Origin of the sequence: Rhodococcus ruber, from assembly GCF_016804345.1 — a bacterium.
In the GTDB taxonomy this organism is placed as follows: Bacteria; Actinomycetota; Actinomycetes; order Mycobacteriales; family Mycobacteriaceae; genus Rhodococcus; species Rhodococcus ruber.
In genome coordinates this window covers 1512073-1538050 of sequence record NZ_CP044211.1, presented here as the reverse complement: position 1 = coordinate 1538050, position 25978 = coordinate 1512073, and the positions used below count along the sequence as shown (strand labels likewise).

Genomic DNA, 25978 nt, shown 5'->3' with positions numbered 1-25978 from the left:
GGCCTCCGCGTGTCGCCCGCGAAAAGTGCATCCTCGGCGCAGCTCATGGGCGGCTCAGCCGTACAGTTCGGCGAATCGGCGCAGCGAGGCTTCGATGTCGCCGTGCAGGGCCCGCGCGACACCCGAGCCGATCGGCCCGAACAGCGGCGCCCCGCCCAGGTCGATGTTCAGGCTGAGCACGGAACCGACCCCGACGGCCCGGACCGTCATCCGCAACTTGAAGCGGGTGCCGCCCTTGCCGGAACCGTGCAGGACGAGGTGGTGCGGCGAGTCGATCTCGCGGACGGTCCACGCGACCCGGTTGCGCATCCCCTTCACCGACACGACCGACTCTGCGGTGGTGCCGACGACGAGTTCGCTCGGCAGGTCGCTGCGCCACCCGTCGTGGATGGTCAGCCACTCGTCGAATCCGTGCAGGTCCGACGCGCGCACCCAGGTGAGGTGCGGTTCGAGCGGAAGGTCGGTCGATACCTCGAGTTTGGCCATGCCCGGCAGCGTAGACGCCGAAGCGCGGGCCCGGGGTGATCGACCCCGAACCCGCGCTCCGTGGGTGTTGCCTAGTGGGCGACAGCCTTTTCGACACCGACACCGGTGAGGGAGCGGACCTCCATCTCGGCCTGCTTGGCCGGATCCTCCAGCTTGCGGCGCCCGATGAAGGTGCCGACGATGCCGAGGACGAAGGCCAGCGGGATCGACACGATGCCGGGGTTGGCGAGCGGGAAGAGGGCGAAGTCCGCGTCCGGGAACATCGAGGACGGCTTGCCGGAGACCGCCGGGGAGAGGGCGATGAGCAGCAGGCAGCTGATCAGGCCGCCGTAGATGCTGAACAGGGCGCCGGTGGTGTTGAACTTCTTCCAGAACAGCGAGTACAGCAGCGTCGGCAGGTTGGCGGACGCGGCGACCGCGAAGGCCAGGGCCACGAGGAAGGCGATGTTCTGGCCCATCGCGAGGATGCCCAGCACGATCGAGACCAATCCGATCACCACGACGGTGATGCGGGAGACCCGCACCTGGTCCTCCTCGGAGGCATTGCCGCGCTTGATCACGCTGGCGTAGATGTCGTGGGCGAAGGACGCGGACGCGGTGATCGCGAGGCCGGCGACGACCGCAAGGATCGTGGCGAACGCGACGGCGGAGATGATGCCGAGGAAGATGGTGCCGCCGAGTTCGAAGGCGAGCAGCGGCGCGGCCGAATTCTCCTTGCCGGGGGCGCCGAGGATGACGTCCGGTCCGACCAGCTTGGCGGCGCCGTAGCCGAGCACCAGGGTGAACAGGTAGAACCCGCCGATGAGGGCGATGGCCCAGGTCACCGAGCGACGTGCTTCCTTGGCGGTGGGCACGGTGTAGAAGCGCATCAGCACGTGCGGCAGGCCGGCGGTGCCGAGCACCAGGGCGATGCCGAGCGAGACGAAGTCGAGACGGGTCATGTCGCTGATGCCGTACTTGGCGCCCGGAGCGAGCACGTCGCGACCGGCGACGGCCTCGTTGGTGGAGCTGTTGACCATGGCCTGCGCGTCGGCCAGCAGCTGCGAGAAGTTGCCGCGGACAGCCAGCAGGACGAGCACGAACATGATGCCGGCGCCGGCGACGAGCAGCACGGCCTTGACCATCTGCACGTAGGTGGTGCCCTTCATGCCGCCGACGAGCACGTACACGATCATCAGGACGCCGACCACGGCGACGACGATGCCCTGGCCGAGCTGGCCGTCGATGTTGAGCAGCAGCGCGACGAGGCCACCGGCACCGGCCATCTGGGCGAGCAGGTAGAACAGCGACACCGCGAGGGTGGACAGCGCGGCGGCCATGCGCACGGGCCGCTGCTTGAGCCGGAAGCTCAGCACGTCGGCCATGGTGAACCGACCGGTGTTGCGGAGCAGTTCGGCGACGAGCAGCAGGGCGACGAGCCAGGCGACGAGGAAGCCGATGGAGTACAGGAAGCCGTCGTACCCGTAGACCGCGATGGCGCCGGCGATGCCGAGGAACGACGCCGCCGACAGGTAGTCGCCGGCGATCGCGAAGCCGTTCTGCGGGCCCGAGAACTGCCCGCCGCCGGTGTAGAAGTCGGAGGCCTTCTTGGTCGAGCGGCTGGCCCGGATGACCAGGCTCATCGTCACGACGACGAACGCGACGAAGATCGCGATGTTGAACAGCGGGTTGCCGACGTCGGTGGCACCCTGAGCCAGAACTGTCACATGCGCGAGCGCATTCGTTGTCACTGGGCCGGTCCTTCCAGCTCTTCGCGGATCGCGGCGGACCGCGGATCCAGGTCACGATTGGCGAACCGCACGTAGAGCGCGGTGATGACGAACGTCGAGACGAATTGGCCGAGTCCGAGGATCAGGCCGAGGTTGATGTTGCCGAGCACCTTGGTCGCCATGAAGTCGGCGGCGTAGGTGGCCAGCAGGACGTACACGAAGTACCAGGTGAGGAAGAGCCCCGTCATCGGGAAGACGAACCGCCGGAGCCGGCGGCGCAAGTCCTGGAACTCCGGACTCGCCTGCATGTCGACGAAGTCCTGCGCATCGGGCGTGCGGCGTTCGAGCGCCCCGCCCTTGCCGAGGTGAGCTGTGGTCACTGCCGACTCCTTGGTCGTGGCTTCAGGGATCGCCCCTGTGAGGCGTACTACCAGTAGACCGTAGTGAGACCGGAGTCACACGAAAAGAAGGTGGCACCGGTCACACGGTGAGCTGTCGCCCGGTGCGGCGAACGGTCTGCCGGGCGCGACGAGTGGCAGCTCAGTGCTCCCCACGCGGGGACGGCTGGCCCGGTCCGCGGGGCTCTGCGGGAACGCCGGTGTCCTCGAACGCCCCGAGTTCCCGGTCCCGGCCCATCCCGAGCCGCTCGGGCACGTGCATGCGGGAGAAGACCCGCCCGACGTCCGCCGGGACGCGAGCGCGGGTGGCGAGGCTGACCACGAGCATGGTGGCGAACGCGAGCGGCACACTCACGGCGGCCGGGTAGCCGACGACGGCGGCGACCCAGCCGCCACCGGCCTCGGGATCGATCCGCACCAGCACGACGACCAGGGCCGCGCCCCCGGCCACCACCGCGCCGGTCACCATGCCGGCGGCCGCGCCGACCGCGGTCAGCCCACGCCACCAGATGCCGAGCATCAGCAGCGGGCACAGCGTGGAGGCGGCCACCGCGAACACCAGGCCCACGGCCCGCGACAGGTCCAGCGACGTCACCGCCAGCGACAGGCCGAGGGGCACCAGGCCCGCGAGGACGGCCGCGATCCGGAAGTCGCGCACGCGTCCGCGCAGCACGTCGGTGGACAGCACACCGGCGACGCTGACCAGCAACCCCGAGGACGTGGACAGGAACGCCGCGATCGCCCCCGCGGCGACGAGCGCGGCGAGCAGCTGGCCACCCAGTCCGGAGAGCACCGACCCCGGCAGCAGCAGCACGGCCGCATCGGAGCGGCCCGTGATGAGCAGTTGCGGCACGTACAGGCGTGCGAACACCCCGAGCAGCGTCGGGAACAGATAGAACACGCCGAGCAGGGCGATCACCGCGAGCGACGTCATGCGGGCCGCTCGCCCGTCCGGGTTGGTGTAGAAGCGCACCAGCACGTGCGGCAAGCCCATCGTGCCGAGGAAGGTGGCGAGGATCAGCGAATACACCTGGAACATGGGGTGGGCGCCCCCGATCCCACCGCCGGGAGCGACCCAGTCGTCGTTGGTGGCGGGTGCCCCGGCCACCACCGGCACGGCCGCGCCGGGCTCGAGCACCAGCGCCGTGCCGGCGGCCACCTCGTGCTCACCGGGCGCGAGCAGCACGGTGCCGTCCACGGTCCGTCCGTCGACCCGTCCGGTCGCCGTGACCGCGAGGGGCTCGCCGACCTGGACGACGACATCGGTGGTGACGTCGACGGTGGTGCGCTCGGTGACCGTCGGGGGCGCCGGCCGGCCGACGGCGCGATCGTCGTCGAAGAAGTGGACGACGAGCACGAGGGCGGGCACCGCGACGGCGGTGAGCTTGAGCCAGTACTGGAACGCCTGGACGAAGGTGATCGAGCGCATGCCGCCGCCGACGACGTTGCCGACGACGATGACGGCGACCGCGACGACGCCGACCCAGTCGGGAACCCCGAGCAGGATGTTCAGCGTCAGTCCCGCGCCTTGGAACTGGGGGACGAGGTAGAGCACGCAGACGACGGCGACGATCACCATCGACAGGGTGCGCAGCCATCGCGCACCGAGCCGGAACTCCGCGAAGTCCGGCACGGTGTAGGCGCCGGACCGGCGCAGCGGGGCGGCGACGAACAGCAGCAGACCCAGGTAGCCCGCGGTGAAGCCCACCGGGTACCACAGGGCGTCGGCGCCGTACTTGGCGATGAGTCCGGCTACGCCGAGAAAGGAGGCAGCGGAAAGGTATTCACCGGAGATCGCGGCGGCGTTCCAGCGGGGTCCGACGCTGCGGGAGGCGATGAGGAAGTCGGAGGTGGTGCGGGCCAGCCGGACTCCGTAGATGCCGATCGCGACGGTGGCGGCGGCGGCGAAGACGAGACCGACGACGGTGGCGACGGGGATCGAACCGGTGTCCATGGGCCGCTCAGTCGTCGACCAGGTCGGTGAAGTCCTGCTCGTTGCGTTCGGCCAGGCGGACGTAGAGCCGGCCGATGCCGAGCAGCAGCGGGTACCCGACGAAGCCGAGCAGCAGCCACGGCAACCGGATGCCGAGCACGGTCACGTCCGTCAGGTGCGGCACGAAGTGGAACAGCACGGGCAGGGCGCACAGCAGGCACACCGCGACGAGCGCGAGCCGCGTGGCGAGGCCGAGCTGGGCGCGGACCAGGCCGCGCACCATCGCCTCCCCGACCTCGGTCTGTTCCTGGACCTCCACGCGGGTGCGCACCATGCGGGCACCGCGGCGCTGGGCGAGCACCACCCGTTCCCGCGGCGGCGGGCCGCCCGAACCACGCGGCGGCGGGCCGCCCGAACCACGCGGCGGCGGGCCGCCCGAACCACGCGGCGGCGGGCCGCCCGAACCACGCGGCGGCGGGCCGCCCGAACCACGCGGCGGCGGGCCGCCCGAACCGCTCCCCGAGCTGCGCGACGGTGAGCCGCCGGACGGACTCATCTGCTCGTCCAGGTCTGCATCGGGCCGCGGATCAGGCGGTCCTTGAGTTCGCGGGTGTGACGACGACTCACCGGCAGTTCGACGGCCGGCTTGCCCTCCTCGGCGCGCAGGCACACCACGAGGCCGGAACCGACGCTGCGGATGCCGGTCACCAGGGGCAGCGCCACCAGATAGGAGCGGTGCACCCGCAGGAACCCGGCGTCGGCCCAGCGGCTCTCGAGCGTGGAGATGGGGATGCGCACGAGGTGGGAGCCGGTGCCGGTGTGCAGGCGTGCGTAGTCGCCGTCGGCCTCGACCCACTGCACGGACGACCGCGGCACCAGCGTGGTCACGCCGCCGAGTTCGACGGGGATCACCTCGTCCGAGGCCGCGGCACCCGCGGCAGCGGATTCGGTTTCGCGGGTGCGGCGGCGCTCGGCGATGCGGCGCACCGCCTCGGCGAGCCGCTCCTCGCGCAGGGGTTTGAGGAGGTAGTCGACGGCCCCGAGGTCGAACGCCGCCACCGCCCGGTCGTCGTGCGCGGTCACGAACACGACGGCGGGCGGGTTCGCGAAGTTGCGCAGGATGCCGGCGAGCTCGAGGCCGTCGAGGCCGGGCATGTTGATGTCGAGGAACACCGCGTCGATTCCGCCGTCGCGCAGCAGCCGCAGGGCGGTGGTCGCCTCGCCCGCGGTGTGGACGTGGCCGATCTCCTCGCGCCGCCGCAGCAGGTACGCGAGTTCGTCGAGGGCCGGCGGTTCGTCGTCGACGGCCAGCACGGTGAGGGTGTCGGTGGTCTCGTTCACAGCCGGTCCATCGTGCCATGCCGGACCGTCCGAGCGGAGCGGACCGGGCCACTCGCGCCCAGGGTGACCGGGTAGCGGAAGGGTCGCGTCATGCCCGGATCCCGGGACGGAACTTCGGTACCCGCATGCTGACCTTCGTCCCGGCCCCGGGGGCAGTCTCGACGACGAGGCCGTAGTCGTTGCCGAACGCCGCGCGCAGGCGGTCGTCGACGTTGGCGAGTCCCACGTGCGCCGCCTCCTTGGCGCTGGTGCGACCTTGTCCCTCGGCGACGGCGTCGAGGTCGCCCGAGCGCAGGAGTTCGGGGTCCATTCCGACGCCGTCGTCCTCGACGCTGATGACGCAGTCGGTGCCCTCGTCCGCGGCGACGATGCTGATGGTGCCGGTGCGGGTGCTCTTGCCGGCGATGCCGTGCCGCACCGCGTTCTCGACGAGGGGTTGCAGGGCGAGGAACGGCAGCACCACGTTGAGGACCTCCGGCGCGACCTGCAGCCGCACCTCGAGGGCATTGCCGAAGCGGGCCCGTTCGAGCGTGAGGTAGCGGTCGATGTTGCGCAGTTCGTCGGCGAGCAGGGTGTACTCCCCGGCTGCCCGGAAGGAGTACCGGGTGAAGTCGGCGAATTCGAGGAGCAGTTCGCGGGCGCGTTCGGGGTCGGTGCGCACGAAGGACGCGACGGTGCCGAGGGCGTTGTAGATGAAGTGCGGGCTGATCTGCGCGCGCAGGGCCCGTACCTCGGCGCGGTCGAGACGGGCGCGGGAGGCGTCGAGTTCGGCGAGTTCGATCTGGCTGCAGGCGTAGCGGGCGACTTCGGTCAGCACGCCGAGCAGGGCCGGTCCGGGTTCGGTGGTTGTGACGACGCCGAGCGCGCCGACGACGCCGACACCGTCGATGACGAGCGGCTGCACGATCACGGCCCGTGCCGCCTGATCGTCGGCGCCGCGCACGAGGTCGCCGTGACCGACGAGGACGCGCCGATCCTCGGCGACGGCGCGGTGGGCGGCGGCGAGCAACTGCTCGGACAGCCCCTCGAAGGGACCGCTCCACGCCAGGCAGGTGCCGTCCGCGTCGACGAGCGCGACGGAGGGTGTGCCGGTGAGGGAGCGCAGGTGCGGGGCGGCCTCCTGCGCGGATGTCGCGTCGAGGCCCCGCCGCAGCGGCCGGGCGGCGAGCGATGCGGTGTGCAGGGTGGCGTGCACGGCGCGTTCGGCCGGTGTGGTCAGGCCGCGCCGGGTGCGCAGCCACAGGGCGGCGACGCCGGCGAGGACGAGCACCGCGACGGCGAGGAGGGCGACGACCGTGCCGTTCACCGCGTCACCGGTTCCGGCCGATGCTCGCACCCGGCCGGCGGCGGAGGCGACGGGTGGACGCATGCACGGTCGAGCGGGTCGGTCATGGCTCCACGCTACGAGTTGCCGATTCGCGGCGCGGGCAGAGCACCGAAGGCGGCGCGGCGCCGAATCGGCCGTGGGAGACTCCCGGGGGTGGCCGCTCGACGTGGGCCCCGCCCGTTCGACTACTCGCTCGACTACGCGAATCTCGACCTGCGTCGGCAGCCGCACCTCTACCGTGTCGGCCGCGGGGAGCAGGGCGTGCTGAAGGTCGAGCCGTACAAGTCGGAGTTGCTGCCGCACTGGCGGTTCGCGACGGTCGAGCAGGCCCGGACGAGTGCCGGCACGATCCTGACGATGTTCTTCTCGTATCTCGACGAGGGGGATTTCGTGGGCGCGGACATGGCCCGCAAGTTCCTCCAGATGGGGTACACGCGGGCACGCCGGTACGCCGCTCGTCCGGGTGGTCGCAAGTACGACGGGCCCGTCCCGCAGGACCGCCGGGGTCGCAGCGGCGCGCACGGCCGCGCGGAGCTCCCCCGGGGTCCCGAGGACGCGGAGAAGGCTGCGGCCGCAGCGGTGTTCAAGCAGGCGTGGGACCGGGCCGCGGCGGAGCCCCGGTACGTGGAACAGCGGCGGCGGCACCGGGAGCTGTACGGCTGATGGTCCACCCGTCCGGGCCGAACGGTCAGCGACGCCGACGGTTGATCCGTTCCTCCGCGGCCGCCTCCTCGATGTCGAGTCCCTCCAGCACCGTGCGCAAGGTCTCGTCGTCGAGGTCGCCGTCGTCGCGCGCAGCGATCAGAGCCTGCCGCTGGGCGCGCAGCACCGAGCGGCGGAACGTTTCGAACAGCGCCGCCGCGTGCAGCACGGACGGATCGCGCTCCCCCGCGTCCTCCGCCTGTTGCGCCTCGGCGCGGGACTGCATCGACCGGTTCACCCGGTCGAGGATGCGCTGCAGGTCGTCGGCGTCCACGCCGTCCGGTGGATTCGCCGCGAGTTCGGTGAGGTGCTGTCGTGCCGCCGCGGCCGAGATGGTGCGCGCGAGTTCAGTCTGTTGCTCGGTGTAGAGCCGCTCGTACGGGTCGGCGACGTTCAGCGCGCGGATGAGCGCCGGCATCGTGGCGCCCTGGACGAGCAGGGTGCCCACGGCGACGACGAAGGCGATCACCTGGACGATCTCGCGTCCGGGAAACGGCTCACCGGAGGCGAGGACGAACGGGATGCCGCCGGCAGCGGCGAGGGTCACGACCCCGCGCATCCCGGCCCAGGAGATGACCAGGTACTCGCGTCCGCTGAACTGATCCCGGCCCAGCCGGTCCAGCCCGATGCTCCGCGTGAGACGTCGTCGCGCCCAGTGCAGCAGCACCCACAGGGGGCGCACGGCGATCACCACGCCGAGGATCGCGAAGCCGTAGAGGAAGGCGACGTGGACGTCGAGGCCGTTGTCGCGGACCTCGTCGATGACGAACTTCAGCTGCAGACCCATGTAGGCGAAGACGAACATCTCGAGCAGAATGTCGAGGCTCTCCCACACGGCCCGCTCCTGGATCCGCGTGGCCACCGACGCGTCGGTGGCGCGGTGCCCCATGTACAGCCCGGCCGCGACGACGGCGAGCACACCGGAGGCCCCGATCTCCTCGGCGGCGAGGTAGGCGGTGAACGGAAGGACCAGTCCGAGCACGGTTTCCAGCGGAGAATCGTACATTCGGCCCCGAATCAGGTGCACCACCGTGGCAAGCAGCAGGCCGATCGCCACGCCGCCGATCACCTCGTACCCGAAGAACGCCAGCGGGGAATCCGTCGCGAACACCCGGGTGCCGGCGACCGCCGACACCGCGACGGCGAACAGTGTCAGTGCGGTCACGTCGTTGACCAGGCCCTCACCGGTGAGCACCGCGATCACCCGCTTGGGCAGGCCGAGCTTCCGCCCTACGGCGACGGCACTGACCGCGTCGGTCGGCGCCACCACCGCACCGAGCACCAGCGCCGCCCCGAGGGTCAACTCCGGGACCAGCCAGGACGCGGAGAGCGCGACGGCGAACGCCGTCGCGAGAACCGTGAAGATGCCGAGCCGCAGGATCGGGGTGAGGTGCCTGCGGAACGTCGCGACGGAGAAGCGCAGTGCCGCGGAGTAGAGCAGAGGGGGCAGCACCACCCCGAGGATGACGTGCGGGTGGAGCTCGAGCCGCGGCATTCCGGGAATGAAGGACGCGAGCGAGCCGATGGTCACGAGGACGAGTGGGGCCTGCAGGTTGCTCCGGTTGGCGAGACCGGTGACGGCGATGGCGGCGATGACGACGAGCAGAATCCAGGTCCCGTTCACCCGTCGATTGTGACGTGGGTGGGGGTTCGACGGCGTCGGACGAGCCGGTGGCCGGGCGTAGGCGTCGTCCACGTGTGTGCGTCAGGAGTGCGCGTCAGGGGTGCGACGGGGCCTCTCGGCCGGACGGTCGCGCGGACGGCGACTCGAGTGCGTCCGGTTCGACGACGAGCACCGGCACCCGGGCGTGCTCGACGAGGTGCGCGGAGACGCTGCCCAGCAGTCGCCGCGACATGCCGCGGCCGCGTCGGCCGACGACGATCACGTCCGCCTTGCCGTCGGCGGCGTACCAGCACAGCGTCTCCCCCGGCGGCCCGGCCAGCACTTCGTGGCGGACCTCGACGCCGGTGACGTCCGCGGTTGCCGCCGCGAGCCGGCCGGACACCTCGTCCGTCGCCTCGGCGCAGTCCTCGTCCGCCGTGTCGAACGAGACCACCTGCGCCAGGCTCAGCGTGCCGAGCCGGGAACCGAAGATCGCCCGGGCCTCCCGCAGCGCCTGCTCCGCGTGGGGCGATCCGTCGAACCCGATCAGCACCCGCAGGCCGTCCGGCTCCGAGAGGACCGGCGCTGTCGGAGACTCGGGACGGGCGGAGCGTGGCTGCCGCTCGACGCGTTCGTAGGCGATCGGCACGAACAGCGGCCCCAGAGCAACCGCGATCAGGGTCCATCTCGGGTCGTGCCCGCGCCTGGCCATCCACAGACCGGTCGCCAGGCCGATCAGCACCCACACGATCAGGAAGACGACGAGAATTACCGGCCGCATCGTCCCATGGTCACACATTCCAGCCGGGAGTCCGACCTTGCGGACGAATCGGGCGATATACACACGTGCCTGCCGCGATCGCGATCCGGCAGCCATGAGGACCGGATTCGCCGTCGTGCCGACCATCCGCTGCGATCCACCTGGTCAGCACTCGGTCAGCGCGGTCTATTCGGGGCGCAGCGCCTTCCGGGCCGCGTCCTGCACCTTGTCGACCTGGCCGGCGTACTTGCCGTCGGTCTTGCGGTCCGCGAGGTCCCCGGCCTTCTCGATCGCGTCGTCGATCTTGTCGGGGTTCTGTGCCGCGAACTCCTTGCCCTTGTCGACGATCCCCTTGACCGAATCCATGAAGCCCACGTCGCATCCCTTTCGTCCGAATGAGCGAGCGGGCCCAGCCTGCCACACAGCAAGGCCGCGACCGGACGTGGGCCGTGTCCGCCGAGTCGCTATCGGACGCCGGGTCCAGGATCCGGGCCGGGCCCGTGATGTTCGGTGCCGAGGGTCTTCTTCACCGCGTCCTGCGCCTTGCCGACATGCCGGGAGTACTTGCGCGGTCCCTTGGTCCGGGCGACATCGCCGGCCTTGTCGATGGCGCGATTCACCGTGCCCGGGTTCTTCCGGGCATAGTCCTTGCCCTTGTCGACCAACCCCTTGACCGAATCCATGAATCGCATCGCAGGCTCACCCCTTCTCCGTGTGCATTCGTGGGTCGTCACCAGCGTGCCACCGGCCGAGGCGGTCGTGCCACCAGCCGAGGCGGCCGTGCCACCGGCCGAGCGGGAGACCCCCGGCCGGGATCTCCCGCCGAGCACGTGCGCACCTACGGCGTGCGCGGGCCCGGTTGCGCCTGCGGACCGGGATCCGACTCCGGCCCGGGTTGTCCGCCGGGGGCCGGCGTCGTTCCGGGGACGGGATTGTCCGCGGTACCGAGGTGCTTCTTCGCGGCGTCCTGAATCTTGTCCACGTGCTGGGCGTACTTGCCGCCCGTCCGGGCATCGGCGGCGTCGCCTGCCTTGTCGACGAACCGGTCGGCCTTGTCCGGGTTCTTCTCCGCGTAGGCCTTGCCCTTGTCGACGAGACCCTTGATGGAATCCTTCAGGCCCATCGGCCTGCTCCTTCCGCTCGGGGGATCGATGCCTCAGCGTGCCACCGCAGGCCCGATCCCAAACCTGCCGCGGCCGGGGCAGTGATCTCGTCCCCGGCCGCGGCCGGGCAGTGATCTCGTCCCCGGTCAGTGCTCGCCCGGCAACAGGTCTTCACTGGCGGCGAACAACCGACGGTGCTCACCGTGGATCCGCCCGGTCACCCACCATGAGACCTCCACGAGGACCACGCCGATCGCCCCGCACGTGAACGCCGTGACCATGGCGCCGACGTTGGAGATGTCGAGCGCGAAGAACTCGCGGACGGCCGGGAACGCGAACAGGACGACGTAGCCGAGCACCGAGCCGCCCAGCAGCACCAGTTTCCACCACACGTACGGCCGCGCCACCACGGCGAGCACCCACAACGCGATCATGATCAGGGTGATCAGCGCCGCGGTGCCGGCCTGCATCTTCTGCGCCTCGGTCTGCTCGGGCCCCGCGTACACCAGCAGGTAGCAGACGAAGGTGCTGATCCCGATGATCACACCCGACGGGATCGCCAGGCGCATCACGCGCGAGACGAATCCGGAACGGGCCCGTTCGTTGTTGGGAGCGAGCGACAGGATGAACGCGGGGACTCCGATGGTGAACCAGGCCGCGATCGTCACGTGCCGCGGCAGGAACGGATACGGCAGCGGCTCGTAGTCGAACACCTGGGACAACGCACCCGACAGTCCGACGAGGAAGGCCAGCAGCACGGAGTACACGGTCTTGGTGAGGAACAGGTTCGAGACCCGCTCGATGTTGCCGATCACCCGGCGGCCCTCGGCGACGACGTAGGGCAGGGTCGCGAACTTGTTGTCCAGCAACACGATCTGCGCGACCGCGCGGGTGGCCGGGCTCCCGGAGCCCATCGCGACCCCGATGTCGGCGTCCTTGAGCGCCAGCACGTCGTTGACCCCGTCGCCGGTCATGGCGACGGTGTGCCCGCGCGATTGCAGCGCACCGACCATCGCGCGTTTCTGGTCCGGCCGCACGCGACCGAACGTGGTGGCCGAGTCGAGGGTGTCGGCGAGCCGGTCGCGGTCCTCCGGCAGGGCGCGGGCATCGACGGGATGCTCGGCGTGCGGCAGGCCGAGCGACGTCGCGACAGCGCCGACCGAGACGGCGTTGTCGCCGGAGATGACCTTGACGTCGACGTGCTGGCTCGCGAAGTACTCGAGGGTGGGCTTGGCGTCGGGCCGCACCCGCTGTTCGAGCACGACGAGGGCCTGCGCGGTGACGGCGCCGGGGGCCTGCGGGTCGTCGACTGCCCGGTCGCATCGGCCCAGCAGCAGCACCCGCAGTCCCTGTGCGCCGAGTTCCTCCGCGCGCCGGGCCGTCGCCGAGGCCGGATCGAGAAGCACGTCGGGGGCGCCGAGCACCCAGTTGCCGTGAGTGCCGTAGGACTGGCCGCTCCACTTCTTCGCCGACGAGAACGGGGCGACGGCGGTGGCCTCTCCCCAGCCGGGGTCGTCGGGCAGGGCCTCGCGTACGGCGAGGACGCTGGCGTTGGGACGCGGATCGTCGGCCGCCATCGCCGCGAGGGCGGCACGGACGGCGGCCTCGTCGCTGCCGTCGACGCACACGAGGTCGGCCAGGCGCATGCCGTTCTCGGTGAGCGTGCCGGTCTTGTCGGCGCACACCACGTCGACGCGGGCGAGTCCCTCGATGGCCGGCAGTTCCTGCACGAGGCACTGCCGGTGACCGAGACGGATCACGCCCACGGCGAACGCGATCGACGTCATCAGTACCAGCCCCTCGGGGACCATCGGCACGAGCGCGGCGACCATGCCGCTGAGCGCGGGACCGAGGGGCTGGCCGCTCGAGAACAGCTGGTTGTAGATGATGAGCAGGCCCGCCGGAATCATCAGGTAGGTGATGAATTTCAGGATCTTGTCGATCCCGGCGCGCAGTTCCGAGTGCACGAGCGTGAACTTGCTGGCCTCCTCGGCGAGCCGGGCCGCGTACGCATCGCGGCCGACCTTCGTGGCGCGATAGGAGCCGCTGCCCGCCGCGACGAAACTGCCGGAGAGGACCCGCGCGCCGAGTTCCTTGTGCACGGGGTCGGCCTCGCCGGTGAGCAGCGATTCGTCGAGTTCGAGTCCCTCGGTCTCGACGACGACGCCGTCGACCACCGCCTGGTCGCCGGGTCCGAGTTCGATGATGTCGTCGAGCACCACGTCGTGCGGCGGCAGCTCGGCCACCACCCCGTCGCGGCGGACGAGCGGCTTGGCCTGGCTGACGATCGCGAGCCGGTCGAGGGTCCACTTGGCGCGGATCTCCTGCACGATGCCGATGGCGCTGTTGAGGATGATCAGCAGGCCGAACATGCCGTCGATGATCGATCCGGTGGCCAGGACGATGGCCAGCAGGACGCCGAGGATCGCGTTGATGCGGGTGAAGACGTTGGCGCGGACGATCTCTCCGACCGACCGCGACGCCCGGTCCGGCACGTCGTTGGTGGCGCCCCGGGCCACCCGTTCGGCGACCTGCTCGGTGGTCAGGCCCAGCGCGACGTGCCGCGCGTCGGTCGGGGGCACAGCTGCCTGGTCGGCGACCGCGGTGGGCTCCTCTGCTGCCATGGGAAACAGGCTAAGCCACCCGTTGCGATCCACCCCCACACCGTGACGCGGCTCGCGACCCGGCTCAGCGGTCCGGGCGGACGAACTCGGGCTGGTCGAGCACCCGCAGCCAGCTGCCGTCGGGCTGGCGGCGGGCCACCTGGGCCCGGGCGCCGGCGCCGTCCTTCGGCGGTGTGGCGGTCAGCGCGAGGTCACCACTGATGAGGGTCGGCAGCGACGGCTCGGGCTCGAATCGGGGCGCGTGCTCGAGCACCTGCTCCCACAGGCGGCGGATGGCCTCGCGTCCCACCGTGCGACTACCCGGCGGGTAGGCCATCACGGCGTCCTCCTCGTACAGGGCGGCGACGCCCGCCGCGTCGCCGGCGTTGGAGCGCTCGACGAACAGGCGGGTGAGATCCTCGGGCTGCCAGGCCTTCTCTGCATCGGACACGGCGATCCTCTCTACGGACGGGTGGGACTCCTCCAGCCTCCGACTCCTGCAATGAGAAGTCCAACAGATTGTTCTGATCGAAACTAGAATCCGAGCTTATGGAACTGCGGCAGCTCGCGTACTTCGTCGCGGTGGCCGAGGAGGCGAACTTCACCCGGGCCGCCCACCGCGTCCACATCAGCCAGTCCGGGATCAGCGCCCAGATCCGCCAGCTCGAGCACGACCTCGGCGCCGCCCTGTTCGACCGCTCCACCCGCGCCGCCACCCTGACCGCGGCCGGGCAGGCGGCGCTGCCGCACGCCCGGGCGGCGTTGGCCTCCGCCGCGGCCGCCCGGCAGGCTGTCGAGGAGGTGACGACCCTGATCCGGGGACGGCTGGTGGTCGGCATGGTCACCGCCTGCACCGTCACCGGGCTGTTCGACGCGCTCGCCGCGTTCCACCGCGCGCACCCGGGGGTCGAGATCACCCTCGTCGAGGATGCCTCCGACCGGCTCGTCGAGCGGGTACGTGCCGCCACCGTGGACCTCGCCCTCGTCGGCACCGCCGCCGCCCCGCCCCCGGGCCTCGAGGCGCTCACCCTCGTCAGCGAACCGATCGTCGCCGCCGTGCCGCCCGGTCACCCCCTGACCGGACGCGCACCTCTCACCCTCGCGGACGTGTGCGCCCATCCCGTCGTGTCCATGCCCCCGGGCACCGGGATCCGGACCGTGTTCGACCGGGCGTGCGCCGCCGCCGGCCTGCGCCCCGACATCGCCCTGCAGGCCAGTTCCCCTGACACCGTCGCCGACCTGGCCGCCCGTGGACTGGGCGTGGCGATCCTCAGCCGCTCGATGGCCGCGCACGTCGAGGGCCGGTTGTGCGGGCTCGCCGTGGACGACGCCACCGCGCCCGCGGTGCTGTCGCTGATCTGGTCCGATACCGGCGCGCCGGCACTGCGCGAACTCGTCCGGCACAGTCGCCGCGCCTTCGCGCTCGCAGGGACCTTGGGCACTTCCCCGGCGCCCGGTCACGGCCGAGAATGAGGGGCGCGGCCGGCCGGCCGGAGTCGAATCCACGACGGACAGGGGGCGGAAGTGAATCTCGAGGACCTGATGGCCAAGGCGCGCGACACGGTGACCGTCAAGCGCGTGTACTCGGAACCGATCGAGAAGGACGGCCTGACCGTCATCACCGCGGCCGTGGTCTCCGGCGGTGCCGGCGGCGGCGGAGGCTACTCACCCGACGGGGAGAACGGCGAAGGCGGCGGCTTCGGGGTGGGTGCTCGCCCGGTGGGCGCGTACGTCATCAGCGGCGGCAAGCTGTCGTGGCAGCCGGCCGTGGATGTCAATCGGCTGGTGCGCACCGTCGCGAGTGTGGCGATCGCCTTCTTCGTCACGCGGGCACTCGTCGAACGCAGGCGGGCCGCCGCGGCGAGCTGACGTCGCTCACAGCGTCGCGAGGACGAACGAGAGCACGAATCCCGCGGCGGTGCTCAGCGCCACCGTGGGACCGCCCTTCTCGTAGGCCTCCGGCATCAGGGTGTCGGCCAGCGAGGCCAGCACCGCGCCCGCCGCGAACGCCAACGGCAGGGAGATCGTCTCGGGCGGGGTCACCGCGAGCGGCCCGGCCCCGACGACGACGGCGACGGTCAGCAGTGCGGCGCACGCCACCCACATCCCGACGATGTACCTCCGGGACCGGCCCTGGGCGCGCATGGAGGCGCTGCCGACGAGCGACTCCGGGAAGTTGGACACGAAGATCGCGACCAGCAGAGCGAGACCGCCGGTGCCCTCCCCCAGGGACACGCCCAGCGCCACGTTCTCGGGCACCCCGTCGAGGGTGACCGCCGCCAGCAGCGCCAGACCGGCCGCCCCGCTGACCGAGGACGACGACGGCGCGGTTCCCTCGGCGGCGGCATCGACGTCGAGTTTCTCACTGCCGTGGTCCTTTTCGCGCCGCCCCTCGGCCACCCGGTCCAACCACGCGCTGAGCGCGGTGAACACGATCGCGCCGACCGCGAGGCCGATCGCCGCGCGCCAGATGCCGCCCTTCTCGTACGAATCCTCGAACAACTCGAACGACAGGGCGGTGATGAGCGCGCCGGCGGCGAACGCCAGCATCGCCGCGAGAACGCGTTTGGGGATCTCTACCCAGCCGCCCACCAACGCCCCGAGCACCAGTGCGCTCGACGCGACGATCCCGAAGATCAACGATTCGACGATGACCGGCCTCCCTCCGACTCGCCCCGACGGACGGCCGGATACCCCGTGTGGCAGGCCGGAAACCCTACCGGCGCACCGAAGTCAGCCGAGCGGAACCCACCACGGAACCTGCGAGCCCGGCCGCAGCACGTCGATCCGCTGCCCCGGCATCGGTACGGCCGTGGGTACCCCTTCCGCGCGCGCGGCCGGCAGGAGCCGCGCGATCGGCTCGGACCATGCGTGAAACGCCAGATTGAAGGTGCCCCAGTGTACGGGGACGAGCAGGCTGGGATGGTCACCGCCGCCGAGGTCGGTGTGGGTGCGCACCGCCTCCTCCGGGTTCATGTGCACGTCGGGCCAGCGCGGGTCGTACGCGCCTACCGGCAGCAGCGTCAGGTCGAAGGGCCCGTAGCGGTCCCCCAGGTCGGCGAACCGGGGTGTGTAGCCGCTGTCGCCGCCGAAGAACACCCGTCGCGTCGGCCCGGCGATCACCCACGAGGACCACAACGTGATGTTGCGGATCAGGCCGCGGCCGGAGAAGTGCCGCGCCTCGGTGCAGGTGACGGTGAGCGCACCCACCTCGGTGTGCTGGTCCCAGTCCAGCTCGACGATCCGGTCGGCGGGGATCCGCCACCGGCGCAGGTGCGCGCCCACACCGAGCGGGACCAGGAACCGGGCCTCGGGCTGCGTGGCCGCCAGCGCCTCGACGGTCTCGCGGTCGAGGTGGTCGTAGTGGTCGTGGGAGATCACGACGGCGTCGATCGGCGGCAGTTCCGTGAGTTCGACCGGCGACGGGTGCAGCCGGGCCGGGCCCACGGCGGCCGACGGCGAGACCCGCTCGCTCCACACCGGGTCGGCGAGGATCCGGTGGCCGTCGATCTCGAGGAGGGCGCTCGAGTGTCCGTACCAGGTCACCGCAAGCTCCGCGGCCTGCACCGGCGCGAGCGGCGGCGCGAGCGGCACCGCGTCGCGCGGCACACCCGAGGACCGGCGGGTGAGCATGTCCTTGACAAGGCTGCCGCCGGCCTCGGGCAGCACGGTGCTGCTCGGCTCCGAGTTGTGGAAGCGCCCGTTCCGATACCGGGGTGAGCCGGCGGCGTACGGACGGATGTCCGCCGGGGTCGCGCCGATCGAGCCCGGGACGCCGCGGGCGGCCCGCGCCACCCACAGCAAGCCGGCACCGGCAAGGGCGGACGAGGCGGTCTGCTTGACGCTCACCCCACCACTGTAGGGGCGCGGGCGCGCACGGCTGCACGAGCGCGGGCGCGCACGGCTGCACGAGCGCGGGCGCGCTCAGCTGCACGAGCGCGGGCGCGCTCAGCGACCGCGGAAGACCGGCGCCCGGCGTTCCGAGCGGGCCTGGCGCGCCTCCTGGGCGTCCTCGCTGAGCCACGCCGCGGCGAGCGCGGCCGTCTGCTCGGGCGACGGCTCGTCGCGCGTGCCGTCGTCGTTGAGGAACAGCTTCATCGCGTGCAGCGACAACGGGGCGAGTTCGGCGATCTCGCGTGCCCAGGACTGCGCGGCGACGAGGTCGCCGATCCGGTTGGCCAGACCGCGGTCGACCGCCTCGTGGGCGTCGACCGGTTCGGCGGCGAGCAACACGGCCCGCGCGGGGCCGCCGCCGAGCAGGGAGACCAGCCGCCGGACCGTCCACCGGTCCACCGAGATACCGAGACGCGCCGCCGGAATCGCGAATCGGGCGCCCGGGGCGACGACCCGCAGGTCCGCCGCGAGAGCGAGCTGGGTGCCCGCACCGATCGCGGGGCCGTTGATCGCGGCGATCACCGGGACGGGCGCCTCCTGGATCGCACGGAGCATCTCCCCTAGGCTGTCGAGGAATCCTTCCGCGTAGACGTCGCCCGACAGGTCGGCGCCGGCACAGAAGCTCGAGCCGCGCCCGGTGATCACGACCGCACGCGCACCCCCGTCGAGGGCCTCCTCGAGCCCCTCCCGGACCTGGACGCACAGCTCGGTGTTGAGCGCGTTGCGGCGCTCCTCGCGCCGCAGTTCGAGCGTGACCACGTCGCCGTCACGGCTGATCCCCATCATGTGTGCTTCACCTTTCGTCGACGGCACGCATCATCGCACCCGCCGGGGGCGGGCGCGAGGGCGCTCCGCGTCAGTCCTCGTCCGCGCGCGGCCGGCCGGGCTTGCGGATGCGCCCGGCCTCGCGTGGCATGCGTCCGGCCTCGCTCAGCGCACGACGGAGCAGGAACTCGATCTGGGCGTTGGTGCTGCGCAACTCGTCGGCGGCCCAGCGTGCGAGGGCGTCGTGGACCGCAGGGTCGAGCCGGAGCAGCAGCTTCTTGCGTTCGGCCATCGTGTCGACGACGCGTCAGGCGTAGAGCGATCCGGTGTTGAGCACCGGTTGCGCGCTCTGGTCGCCGCACAGGACCACGAGCAGGTTGCTCACCATCGCGGCCCTGCGCTCCTCGTCGAGTTCGATGGTGTGTTCCTTCTCGAGCTGTTCGAGGGCGGTTGCGACCATGCCGACCGCGCCCTTGACGATCTGCTCACGCGCGGCGATGACCGCACCCGCCTGCTGCCGGCGCAACATGGCCTGCGCGATCTCGGGCGCGTACGCGAGCCGGTTGATCCGGGATTCGACGACCCGCACGCCGGCGGATCCGACCCGCTCGTCGACTTCGGCGGACAGCCTCGTGGTGATCTCGTCGGCGTTCTGCCGCAGCGACAACGTCTCCGGGCCCGCGTCGTACGGGTAGCTGCCGGCGATGTGACGGACGGCCGCCTCGGTCTGCACGGCGACGAACTCCTCGAAGTCGTCGACATCGAACACGGCCCGGGCGGTGTCCTCGACCTGCCACACGATGACCGCCGAGATCTCGATGGGGTTGCCGTCGGCGTCGTTGACCTTCGCGATCCCGGTCTCGTGGTTGCGGATCCGGGTCGAAACCTTGCGGCGGGTGTTGAGCGGGTTCATCCACCGCAACCCGTCCTTCCGGAGGGTGCCCGAGTACGAGCTGCCGAGCAACTGCAGCACCCGCGCCTCGTTGGGCTCGACGAGGACCAGGCCGGCGAGCGCGACGGTGGCCGGGACGACCAGCACCGCGCCGACCACGACGAGCGCGACGTTGTGGTTCAGCGCGCCGAACACGGCGAGCGCCACGGCCGCGATGTCCACGGTGAGCGCGATCGCGAGGACGGACCAGCCGTTGACGGACCTTCCGGGCCGCTCCGTGACGACGGAGGAGGTGGCGGACATGGCGGGACTCCCTTTCCGGAGACTCCAATGAGATATTAAAGTGATATCACATTATCGGCCGGCCGGACAGCGGCGACGGACACGTCGGTGCATCATGCGACGGACACGTCGGTGCATCATGCGACGGACACGTCGGTGCATCACGCGACGGACACGTCGGTGCATTATGAAGACGGACCCACGGAAGGGAGAGCGGTGATGACGACGGACACACCGGCCACCACCGTCGACGTCGTCGTGATCGGCGCGGGTCAGGCCGGGCTGTCCACCGCCTACTTCCTACGGCGATTCGGCGTCGAACCGCAGTCCGGGTTCGTCGTCCTGGACCGGTCGTTCGGCCCCGGCGGCGCATGGCAGCAGCGGTGGCCGTCCCTGACGCTGAGCACCGTCAACGGAGTGCACGACCTGCCGGGGTGGCCGTTCTCCGAGGCGGTCGACACCACCGCAGGACAGGTCCCGGCCTCCTCCGCGGTGCCCGAGTACTACCGCGCCTACGAGGCGCGCTTTCACCTGCCGGTGCACCGCCCCGTCCAGGTCGGCGTGGTGTGCGACCGCGGCGAGCGCCTGCGGGTGGAGACCGACCACGGGGTGTATTCCGCCCGCGGGCTGGTCAACGCCACCGGCACGTGGGAACACCCCTTCGTGCCCTGGTACCCGGGGGCGACGCGCTTCCGCGGACGACAGCTGCACACCCGGGACTACCGCAGCGCCGACGAGTTCGCCGGCCGGCACGTCCTCGTCGTCGGGGGCGGCATCTCGGCGGTGCAGCTGCTCGACGAGATCTCCCGCGTCACCGACACCACCTGGGTCACCCGCCGCGAACCTGCTTGGCGTGACGAGGATTTCACGCCGGAGCTCGGGCGGTCCGCCGTCGCACTCGTCGAGGACCGGGTCCGGCGGGGCCTGCCGCCCGGATCGGTGGTGTCGGTGACCGGTCTGCCGGTCACGCCCGCGATCCGCGCGGCGCGTGAACGCGGCGCACTCGACCGCCTCCCGATGTTCGACGAGATCACCGAGACCGGCGTCCGATGGTCCGACGGCACCACGCTCGACGTGGACGTCATCCTCTGGTGCACCGGTTTTCGCAGTTCCCTCGACCACCTCGCCCCCCTCGGCCTGCGCAATCCCGGCGGCGGCATCACCATGACGGGCAAGCTGGCGACGCAGGTCGCCGCGGACCCGCGGATCCATCTCGTCGGATACGGGCCCTCGGCGTCGACCATCGGCGCGAACCGCGCCGGTCGCGCCGCCGCCCGCGAACTCGTCGACCACCTCGCGGCCACCGCGCCGGGGCCGTGATCCGCCGCCTCGGCGCCGTTTTGGCGATGGTGGCCGCCGGCCTGGTGCTCACCGCACCGGCGACGGTCGAGATCGCTGTGCCGCCACCACCGCCCGCGGCGCCCGCTCCGCCGATCGTGCCGCCGACGGCGGAGGAGGTTTCGGCACGGATCGCTCCGGCCGTCGTCACCCTCACCGCGAACCGCGGCTGGCGCGGCATCTCGGGCACCGGCATCGTCCTCACGGCCGACGGCACGGTGCTCACCAACCACCATGTCGTCACCGGAGCCACCGACATCAGCGCGGTGAGCCCCCACACCGGCGCGAGCTACGACGTCGCGGTGCTCGGCTACGACTCCACCCTCGACATCGCCGTACTGCAACTCGGCTCCGCCGCCGGTCTGCCCGTCGCGGCCGTGACCGAGACGCCCCTTCCCCAACCGGGCTCGCCCGTGACGGCCTTCGGCAACGCGGACGGCGGCGGCGTCGTCGTGCCGGCACCCGGCACGATCGTCGCCGTCGACAAGACGGTGTCGGTGCGCGACTCGATGGACGGATCGCTACGTCGGTTGCGCGGAATGCTGCAGGTCAGCGCGGCGATCCGGCCCGGAGACTCCGGTGGTCCGCTCGTCGACGCGTTCGGCACCGTCGTGGGGGTCAACACCGCCGGGGCGGTCGAACCGGACCCGGCCGCCGTCCCCGATCCACCCGAGGCGTACGCAGTGCCCATCGGAACCGCCCTCGACGTGGTGGACCAGGTCCGTACCGGGACGAGCGCGGGGACGGTGCACGTCGGCCCGACCCCGCTGCTCGGCGTGAGCGTCACCACCGACCGGACCGGCAACGAGGAAACGGGCGCCGAAGTGCTGTGGGTCGGCTACGGCACCCCCGCCGCCGGCACCGGCCTCGAGATCGGCGACGTCATCGTCGCGTTCGACGGGCGCCCCGTCTCGACCACGGTGGACCTCGAGGACATGCTGATGGCGCGCCGTCCGGGCGACAGCGTGGAGATCGGCTGGCTCGACGTCACCGGCCGGCACCGCACCGCCCGCGTCGTCCTGGACGTCGGCCCGCCGCGCTGACCCCCGAACCCCTTTGGCCGAATGTCACATTCAGTCGATCACATCGACCGGATGTGACATTCGGCCCACGGGCAGCTCAGGCGAACCGGTGCGTGGTCTGGCCGAACGGGCCCTTGGCGAAGACGAGCACCTTGCTCGGCACGACGCGGAAGACCCAGCCCGGATCGTCCACCGGACCGACGGCGTCACCGTGGACCTCGAAACGCCACTGCTGGCCGTACTTGACGTAGTACGCCTCGGCGACGGCGTGTAGCGCGTCGCCGTCGGTGACCCGGTGGGCGCGGCCCTCGACGACGACGTCCGTGCCGGCCGCCCAGGTCGCGACACCCGTGGTGACCGCGACGGCATCGTTGTGCCGCAGGTTGTGGGTCTTCTGCTCACCCGGACCCGTGCAGAAGACGAATCCGCCCGCATGCCACAGTCCGATCAGCGGCGTCACATGCGGGACGCCGTCGCGCCGGACCGTGCTGAGCCAGTACAGCTGTGCGGACTCGAGCAGCTCCTCGGTGTCGGACCACGGCAGGGGCGGCTCCCCGTCGTCCCCGAAACGCGCATCGACGGTGGTGGTGACCGGTGTACTCACGACGACTCCTCTCCCGGCTCCGGCCGGAGCCCGTATCGATACGGACCGGCCAGACCGGGAGAACTCATCGTGCAGGCCGCACGTGCAGGCCGAACGCGGTGACCGAATGTCACATTGCGTCGATCAGATCGAACGCGTGTCACATTCGGTCACCACGACCACCACGACCACCACGACCACCGCCGCCGCCGCCGATCAGGAGAACGTGCTGGGGTCGCCGCCGATGCGGCCGCTGTCGTCGTGCAGCCCGCGGATCCGGTCGAGGTCTTCCGCGGTCAGCTCGAAGCCGAAGACGTCGAAGTTGCTCGCGATGCGCTCGGGGGTGACGGACTTGGGGATGACGATGTTGCCGAGCTGGATGTGCCAGCGCAGGATCACCTGCGCGACGCTGCGGCCGTGAGCCTGCGCGATCGAGGTCAGCGTGGGGTCGTCGAGCACGGTGCCCTGGCCGAGGGGACTCCACGCCTCCGTGGCGATGCCCTTGCCGGTGTGGTAGGCCCGCAGCTCGGCCTGGTTGAACCGCGGATGCAGCTCGATCTGGTTGACGGCCGGGACCTCGCCGACGGTGTCGATCAGCCGGTCGAGGTCCTCGATCCGGAAGTTGGAGACACCGATCGAACGGGCCCGGCCTTCGGCCTTGATCTTCTGGAAGGCGCGGAAGGTGTCGATGTAGCGGTCCTGGCCCGGTGCCGGCCAGTGGATCAGGTACAGGTCGACGTAGTCGAGGCCGAGCCGAGCGAGGCTCGTGTCGAAGGCGCGCAGCGTCGAGTCGTAGCCCTGGTCGCTGTTCCACAGCTTGGTGGTGACGAACAGCTCGTCGCGGGGGACGCCCGAGTCGCGCAGCGCGCGGCCCGTGCCCGCCTCGTTGCCGTAGATCGCCGCGGTGTCGATGCTGCGGTAGCCCACCCGCAGCGCCTCGGTCACCGCGTCGTAGCTCTGCTCGTCCTCGACCTGCCACAGGCCGAAGCCGAGCTGCGGAATCGTGTTGCCGTCGTTGAGGGTGATCGTGGGAACGGTCATGATCGACGCAACCGGATCCGGCCGCCCGGTGTTCCCCGCATCCCACCATCCGGAAACCCCGCGGCGGGCGTGGGGATAATCGAGAGGTGACTGCAACACTGCGCATCAGCGGCCTGTCCGCCTCCCGGGGCGAACGCACCCTGTTCACCGACCTGAACCTGACCGTCGCGCCCGGCGACGTGATCGGTCTGGTCGGCGCGAACGGCGCAGGCAAGTCCACCCTGCTCGCGACGCTCGCCGGGGTCGGCACCGCCGACGTCACCGGCACGGTCGCGTTCGGTCCGCCCGACGCCACGGTCGGGTATCTCGCCCAGGAACCCGAGCGCGTCCCGGGCGAGACGATCCTCGGCTTCCTCGGCCGTCGAACGGGTGTCACCGCGGCCGAGCACGCGATGAACGCGGCGGCCGAGGCGCTGGGGAGCACCGACGTCGACGACTACACCCCCGCCCTGGAGCGGTGGCTCGCGCTCGGCGGCGCGGATCTCGCCGAACGCGCCGAGAAGGTCGTCGCCGACCTGGGCCTCGACGTCGGGCTGGACGCGCCCATGACGGGGCTGTCGGGAGGGCAGGCGGCGCGGGCCGGGCTGGCGGCCCTGCTGCTCTCGCGGTACGACGTGCTGCTGCTCGACGAGCCCACCAACGACCTCGATCTGGCCGGGCTCGATCAGCTCGAGCGGTTCGTCGCCGAGACCCGCACCGCGCTGATGGTGATCAGCCACGATCGCGAGTTCCTGGCCCGCACGGTCACCGGGATCGTCGAACTGGATCCGGTCCAGCAACAGATCGCGGTGTACGACGGCGGCTACGAGGCGTACCTGGTCGAGCGGGAGGTGGCACGGCGGCACGCCCGCGAGACGTACGAGGAGTACGCGGACACCAAGCAGGAGCTCGAGGATCGCGCCCGGATGCAACGCAACTGGCTCGAGCACGGGGTTCGCAACGCCCGGCGCAAGTCCAAGGACAACGACAAGGTCGGCAGGAAGTTCCGCGCCGAGGCCACCGAGAAGCAGGCGGCGAAGGCGCGGCAGACGCAGCGCCGCATCGAGCGCCTCGACGTGGTCGAGGAACCGCGCAAGGAGTGGGAGCTGCGCATGTCGATCGCCGCGGCACCGCGCAGCGGCACGGTGGTGGCCACCCTCGACGGCGCCTGCGTCGACCGCGGCGACTTCGTGCTCGGGCCCGTCACCACGCAGGTGCAGTGGGGCGACCGGATCGTTCTCACCGGCCCGAACGGCGCCGGGAAGACGACCCTGCTACGCACGCTGCTGGGCCGCATCCGCCCCGACGCCGGCACCGCGACCCTCGGGTCGGGCGTGAAGATCGGCGAGGTCGACCAGGCACGCGCGCTGTTCGAGGGCGACGAGCCGCTCGTCGACGCGTTCGCCGCGCAGGTGCCGGACTGGCCGGACGCGGACGTGCGGACGCTGCTCGCCAAGTTCGGGCTCAGGGGTCACCACGTGCTGCGGTCCGCGTCGTCCCTGTCGCCGGGGGAACGCACCCGGGCCGGACTCGCCCTGCTCCAGGCCCGCGGGGTGAACCTGCTGGTGCTCGACGAACCGACGAACCATCTGGACCTGCCCGCGATCGAGCAGCTCGAGCAGGCCGTCGACAGCTTCGAGGGCACGCTGATGCTGGTCACCCACGACCGCCGGATGCTTGCGACCACCCGTTCGACCCGCCGATGGCACCTCGACGGCGGGCGGCTGACGGAGGAACCGGCATGACGCCGGGCAGTGTGCGGGTGGACAGCTGGACCTGGGCGGTACGCCTGTTCAAGACGCGCTCCGCGGCTGCGGCCGCGTGCCGGGGCGGGCACGTACGGGTCAACGACACCCCCGCGAAGCCGTCGCAGGCGGTGAAGGTCGGCGACGAGGTGCGGGTCCGGGTCGCCGGGGCGGAACGGATCGTGCGGGTGACGCAGCTGCTCACCAAGCGGGTGGGTGCACCGATCGCAGCACAGGCCTACGAGGACCACAGTCCCCCACCCCCGCCCAAGGAGATCCTCGCCTCCCTCCCCCGCCGCGACCGCGGCACGGGCCGGCCCACCAAGCGGGACCGGCGCGAGATCGACCGGCTCCGCGGGCTGCTCGAGTAGCCTCACCCGTTTCGGACATCGGCGAACCTACCGAGAGTTGTCGATGTCCGTTTCGCGCGCTCCCCCGCGACCCCCACTTGACGAAACATTGGGTTTTTACA

28 protein-coding genes are annotated in these 25978 nt (G+C 71.3%); 7 read left to right on the top strand and 21 right to left on the bottom strand.

Annotated features, from left to right (window positions below):
* Positions 1-54: 54 nt before the first annotated feature.
* From F1734_RS07225 to F1734_RS07195, 7 genes are all read right to left on the bottom strand, one after another.
* The gene (locus tag F1734_RS07225) at positions 55-486 is read right to left on the bottom strand and encodes a type II toxin-antitoxin system Rv0910 family toxin (RefSeq protein ID WP_010593091.1); all 432 of its coding nucleotides are present in this window, start codon (positions 484-486) and stop codon (positions 55-57) included.
* 71 nt (positions 487-557) lie between these two features.
* Positions 558-2192, bottom strand: a complete 1635-nt coding sequence (locus F1734_RS07220; protein ID WP_010593092.1) for a solute symporter family protein — start codon at positions 2190-2192, stop codon at positions 558-560.
* 20 nt (positions 2193-2212) lie between these two features.
* Positions 2213-2575, bottom strand: coding sequence for a DUF485 domain-containing protein (locus F1734_RS07215; RefSeq protein ID WP_010593093.1), 363 nt, complete (start codon positions 2573-2575; stop codon positions 2213-2215).
* A gap of 160 nt (positions 2576-2735) precedes the next feature.
* Positions 2736-4547, bottom strand: coding sequence for a sodium/solute symporter (locus F1734_RS07210; RefSeq protein ID WP_203011475.1), 1812 nt, complete (start codon positions 4545-4547; stop codon positions 2736-2738).
* Positions 4548-4554: 7 nt separating this feature from the next.
* A complete protein-coding gene (locus F1734_RS07205; protein WP_225222349.1) occupies positions 4555-4860 on the bottom strand; it encodes a hypothetical protein in 306 nt (101 codons plus the stop codon).
* A 218-nt stretch (positions 4861-5078) separates the two neighbouring features.
* Complete coding sequence (locus F1734_RS07200) at positions 5079-5867, bottom strand: LytR/AlgR family response regulator transcription factor (RefSeq protein ID WP_017679397.1); 789 nt, start codon at positions 5865-5867, stop codon at positions 5079-5081.
* A gap of 88 nt (positions 5868-5955) precedes the next feature.
* Entirely contained in the window at positions 5956-7173 is a 1218-nt protein-coding gene (locus F1734_RS07195; RefSeq protein WP_026137457.1) for a sensor histidine kinase, read from the bottom strand.
* A 174-nt stretch (positions 7174-7347) separates the two neighbouring features.
* Here F1734_RS07195 and F1734_RS07190 point away from each other — a divergent pair, with 174 nt between their 5' ends.
* Entirely contained in the window at positions 7348-7857 is a 510-nt protein-coding gene (locus tag F1734_RS07190) for a DUF4385 domain-containing protein (RefSeq protein WP_203011474.1), read from the top strand.
* Between the two features lie 25 nt (positions 7858-7882).
* Here F1734_RS07190 and F1734_RS07185 read toward each other — a convergent pair whose 3' ends face one another.
* The 7 genes from F1734_RS07185 to F1734_RS07155 form a co-directional block, all read right to left on the bottom strand.
* Positions 7883-9520: a Na+/H+ antiporter gene (locus tag F1734_RS07185; protein WP_203011473.1), complete on the bottom strand. Its 1638-nt coding sequence runs from the start codon at positions 9518-9520 to the stop codon at positions 7883-7885.
* Positions 9521-9614: 94 nt separating this feature from the next.
* Positions 9615-10280: a universal stress protein gene (locus tag F1734_RS07180; RefSeq protein ID WP_225222247.1), complete on the bottom strand. Its 666-nt coding sequence runs from the start codon at positions 10278-10280 to the stop codon at positions 9615-9617.
* A 165-nt stretch (positions 10281-10445) separates the two neighbouring features.
* Positions 10446-10634, bottom strand: a complete 189-nt coding sequence (locus F1734_RS07175; protein ID WP_010593101.1) for an antitoxin — start codon at positions 10632-10634, stop codon at positions 10446-10448.
* An 89-nt stretch (positions 10635-10723) separates the two neighbouring features.
* The gene (locus F1734_RS07170; protein ID WP_225222245.1) at positions 10724-10942 is read right to left on the bottom strand and encodes an antitoxin; all 219 of its coding nucleotides are present in this window, start codon (positions 10940-10942) and stop codon (positions 10724-10726) included.
* A 155-nt stretch (positions 10943-11097) separates the two neighbouring features.
* Positions 11098-11382, bottom strand: coding sequence for an antitoxin (locus tag F1734_RS07165; protein WP_203011472.1), 285 nt, complete (start codon positions 11380-11382; stop codon positions 11098-11100).
* A 126-nt stretch (positions 11383-11508) separates the two neighbouring features.
* Positions 11509-13986, bottom strand: coding sequence for an HAD-IC family P-type ATPase (locus F1734_RS07160; RefSeq protein WP_010593104.1), 2478 nt, complete (start codon positions 13984-13986; stop codon positions 11509-11511).
* A gap of 64 nt (positions 13987-14050) precedes the next feature.
* Positions 14051-14416 carry a YybH family protein gene (locus F1734_RS07155; RefSeq protein WP_048774094.1) on the bottom strand — a complete coding sequence of 122 codons (366 nt, stop codon included), beginning with the start codon at positions 14414-14416 and terminating at the stop codon, positions 14051-14053.
* A 98-nt stretch (positions 14417-14514) separates the two neighbouring features.
* Here F1734_RS07155 and F1734_RS07150 point away from each other — a divergent pair, with 98 nt between their 5' ends.
* Together F1734_RS07150 and F1734_RS07145 are read left to right on the top strand one after the other, a co-directional pair.
* Complete coding sequence (locus F1734_RS07150) at positions 14515-15438, top strand: LysR family transcriptional regulator (protein WP_010593106.1); 924 nt, start codon at positions 14515-14517, stop codon at positions 15436-15438.
* A 51-nt stretch (positions 15439-15489) separates the two neighbouring features.
* Complete coding sequence (locus tag F1734_RS07145; RefSeq protein WP_010593107.1) at positions 15490-15834, top strand: sporulation protein; 345 nt, start codon at positions 15490-15492, stop codon at positions 15832-15834.
* Between the two features lie 6 nt (positions 15835-15840).
* Here F1734_RS07145 and F1734_RS07140 read toward each other — a convergent pair whose 3' ends face one another.
* From F1734_RS07140 to F1734_RS07120, 5 genes are all read right to left on the bottom strand, one after another.
* On the bottom strand, positions 15841-16605 hold the full coding sequence (locus F1734_RS07140; RefSeq protein ID WP_017679394.1) for a ZIP family metal transporter: 765 nt from the start codon (positions 16603-16605) through the stop codon (positions 15841-15843).
* A 93-nt stretch (positions 16606-16698) separates the two neighbouring features.
* Positions 16699-17814, bottom strand: coding sequence for an MBL fold metallo-hydrolase (locus F1734_RS07135; RefSeq protein ID WP_010593110.1), 1116 nt, complete (start codon positions 17812-17814; stop codon positions 16699-16701).
* 99 nt (positions 17815-17913) lie between these two features.
* Positions 17914-18645 carry an enoyl-CoA hydratase gene (locus F1734_RS07130; protein ID WP_010593111.1) on the bottom strand — a complete coding sequence of 244 codons (732 nt, stop codon included), beginning with the start codon at positions 18643-18645 and terminating at the stop codon, positions 17914-17916.
* A gap of 70 nt (positions 18646-18715) precedes the next feature.
* A complete protein-coding gene (locus F1734_RS07125) occupies positions 18716-18916 on the bottom strand; it encodes a type II toxin-antitoxin system antitoxin (protein ID WP_003936370.1) in 201 nt (66 codons plus the stop codon).
* A 15-nt stretch (positions 18917-18931) separates the two neighbouring features.
* Complete coding sequence (locus F1734_RS07120; RefSeq protein ID WP_010593112.1) at positions 18932-19819, bottom strand: SPFH domain-containing protein; 888 nt, start codon at positions 19817-19819, stop codon at positions 18932-18934.
* A 198-nt stretch (positions 19820-20017) separates the two neighbouring features.
* Here F1734_RS07120 and F1734_RS07115 point away from each other — a divergent pair, with 198 nt between their 5' ends.
* Together F1734_RS07115 and F1734_RS07110 are read left to right on the top strand one after the other, a co-directional pair.
* Positions 20018-21118, top strand: coding sequence for an NAD(P)-binding domain-containing protein (locus tag F1734_RS07115; protein WP_203011471.1), 1101 nt, complete (start codon positions 20018-20020; stop codon positions 21116-21118).
* Entirely contained in the window at positions 21115-22179 is a 1065-nt protein-coding gene (locus tag F1734_RS07110) for a S1C family serine protease (protein WP_203011470.1), read from the top strand. Before F1734_RS07115 ends, F1734_RS07110 begins: the two co-directional genes overlap by 4 nt.
* Positions 22180-22255: 76 nt before the next feature.
* On the opposite strand, the gene F1734_RS07105 is transcribed toward F1734_RS07110, so the two are convergent.
* Both F1734_RS07105 and F1734_RS07100 read right to left on the bottom strand, forming a co-directional pair.
* Entirely contained in the window at positions 22256-22762 is a 507-nt protein-coding gene (locus F1734_RS07105; protein WP_010593115.1) for a pyridoxamine 5'-phosphate oxidase family protein, read from the bottom strand.
* Between the two features lie 195 nt (positions 22763-22957).
* Positions 22958-23782, bottom strand: coding sequence for an aldo/keto reductase (locus tag F1734_RS07100; RefSeq protein WP_203011469.1), 825 nt, complete (start codon positions 23780-23782; stop codon positions 22958-22960).
* Between the two features lie 86 nt (positions 23783-23868).
* Between F1734_RS07100 and F1734_RS07095 the strand changes: the two genes are divergently transcribed.
* Positions 23869-25506, top strand: a complete 1638-nt coding sequence (locus F1734_RS07095; RefSeq protein WP_010593117.1) for an ABC-F family ATP-binding cassette domain-containing protein — start codon at positions 23869-23871, stop codon at positions 25504-25506.
* Entirely contained in the window at positions 25503-25877 is a 375-nt protein-coding gene (locus tag F1734_RS07090; RefSeq protein WP_010593118.1) for an RNA-binding S4 domain-containing protein, read from the top strand. The genes F1734_RS07095 and F1734_RS07090 overlap by 4 nt, the downstream gene beginning before the upstream one ends.
* Positions 25878-25978 lie beyond the last annotated feature (101 nt).

Bases quoted from the DNA above. Each gene is read 5' to 3' on its own strand.
- F1734_RS07225 (WP_010593091.1), bottom strand. From the start codon at position 486: ATGGCCAAACTCGAGGTATCGACCGACCTTCCGCTCGAACCGCACCTC.
- F1734_RS07210 (WP_203011475.1), bottom strand. From the start codon at position 4,547: ATGGACACCGGTTCGATCCCCGTCGCCACCGTCGTCGGTCTCGTCTTC.
- F1734_RS07205 (WP_225222349.1), bottom strand. From the start codon at position 4,860: ATGGTGCGCACCCGCGTGGAGGTCCAGGAACAGACCGAGGTCGGGGAG.
- F1734_RS07180 (WP_225222247.1), bottom strand. From the start codon at position 10,280: ATGCGGCCGGTAATTCTCGTCGTCTTCCTGATCGTGTGGGTGCTGATC.
- F1734_RS07170 (WP_225222245.1), bottom strand. From the start codon at position 10,942: ATGGATTCGGTCAAGGGGTTGGTCGACAAGGGCAAGGACTATGCCCGG.
- F1734_RS07165 (WP_203011472.1), bottom strand. From the start codon at position 11,382: ATGGGCCTGAAGGATTCCATCAAGGGTCTCGTCGACAAGGGCAAGGCC.
- F1734_RS07160 (WP_010593104.1), bottom strand. From the start codon at position 13,986: ATGGCAGCAGAGGAGCCCACCGCGGTCGCCGACCAGGCAGCTGTGCCC.
- F1734_RS07150 (WP_010593106.1), top strand. From the start codon at position 14,515: ATGGAACTGCGGCAGCTCGCGTACTTCGTCGCGGTGGCCGAGGAGGCG.
- F1734_RS07130 (WP_010593111.1), bottom strand. From the start codon at position 18,645: ATGATGGGGATCAGCCGTGACGGCGACGTGGTCACGCTCGAACTGCGG.
- F1734_RS07125 (WP_003936370.1), bottom strand. From the start codon at position 18,916: ATGGCCGAACGCAAGAAGCTGCTGCTCCGGCTCGACCCTGCGGTCCAC.
- F1734_RS07120 (WP_010593112.1), bottom strand. From the start codon at position 19,819: ATGTCCGCCACCTCCTCCGTCGTCACGGAGCGGCCCGGAAGGTCCGTC.
- F1734_RS07115 (WP_203011471.1), top strand. From the start codon at position 20,018: ATGACGACGGACACACCGGCCACCACCGTCGACGTCGTCGTGATCGGC.
- F1734_RS07100 (WP_203011469.1), bottom strand. From the start codon at position 23,782: ATGACCGTTCCCACGATCACCCTCAACGACGGCAACACGATTCCGCAG.
- F1734_RS07090 (WP_010593118.1), top strand. From the start codon at position 25,503: ATGACGCCGGGCAGTGTGCGGGTGGACAGCTGGACCTGGGCGGTACGC.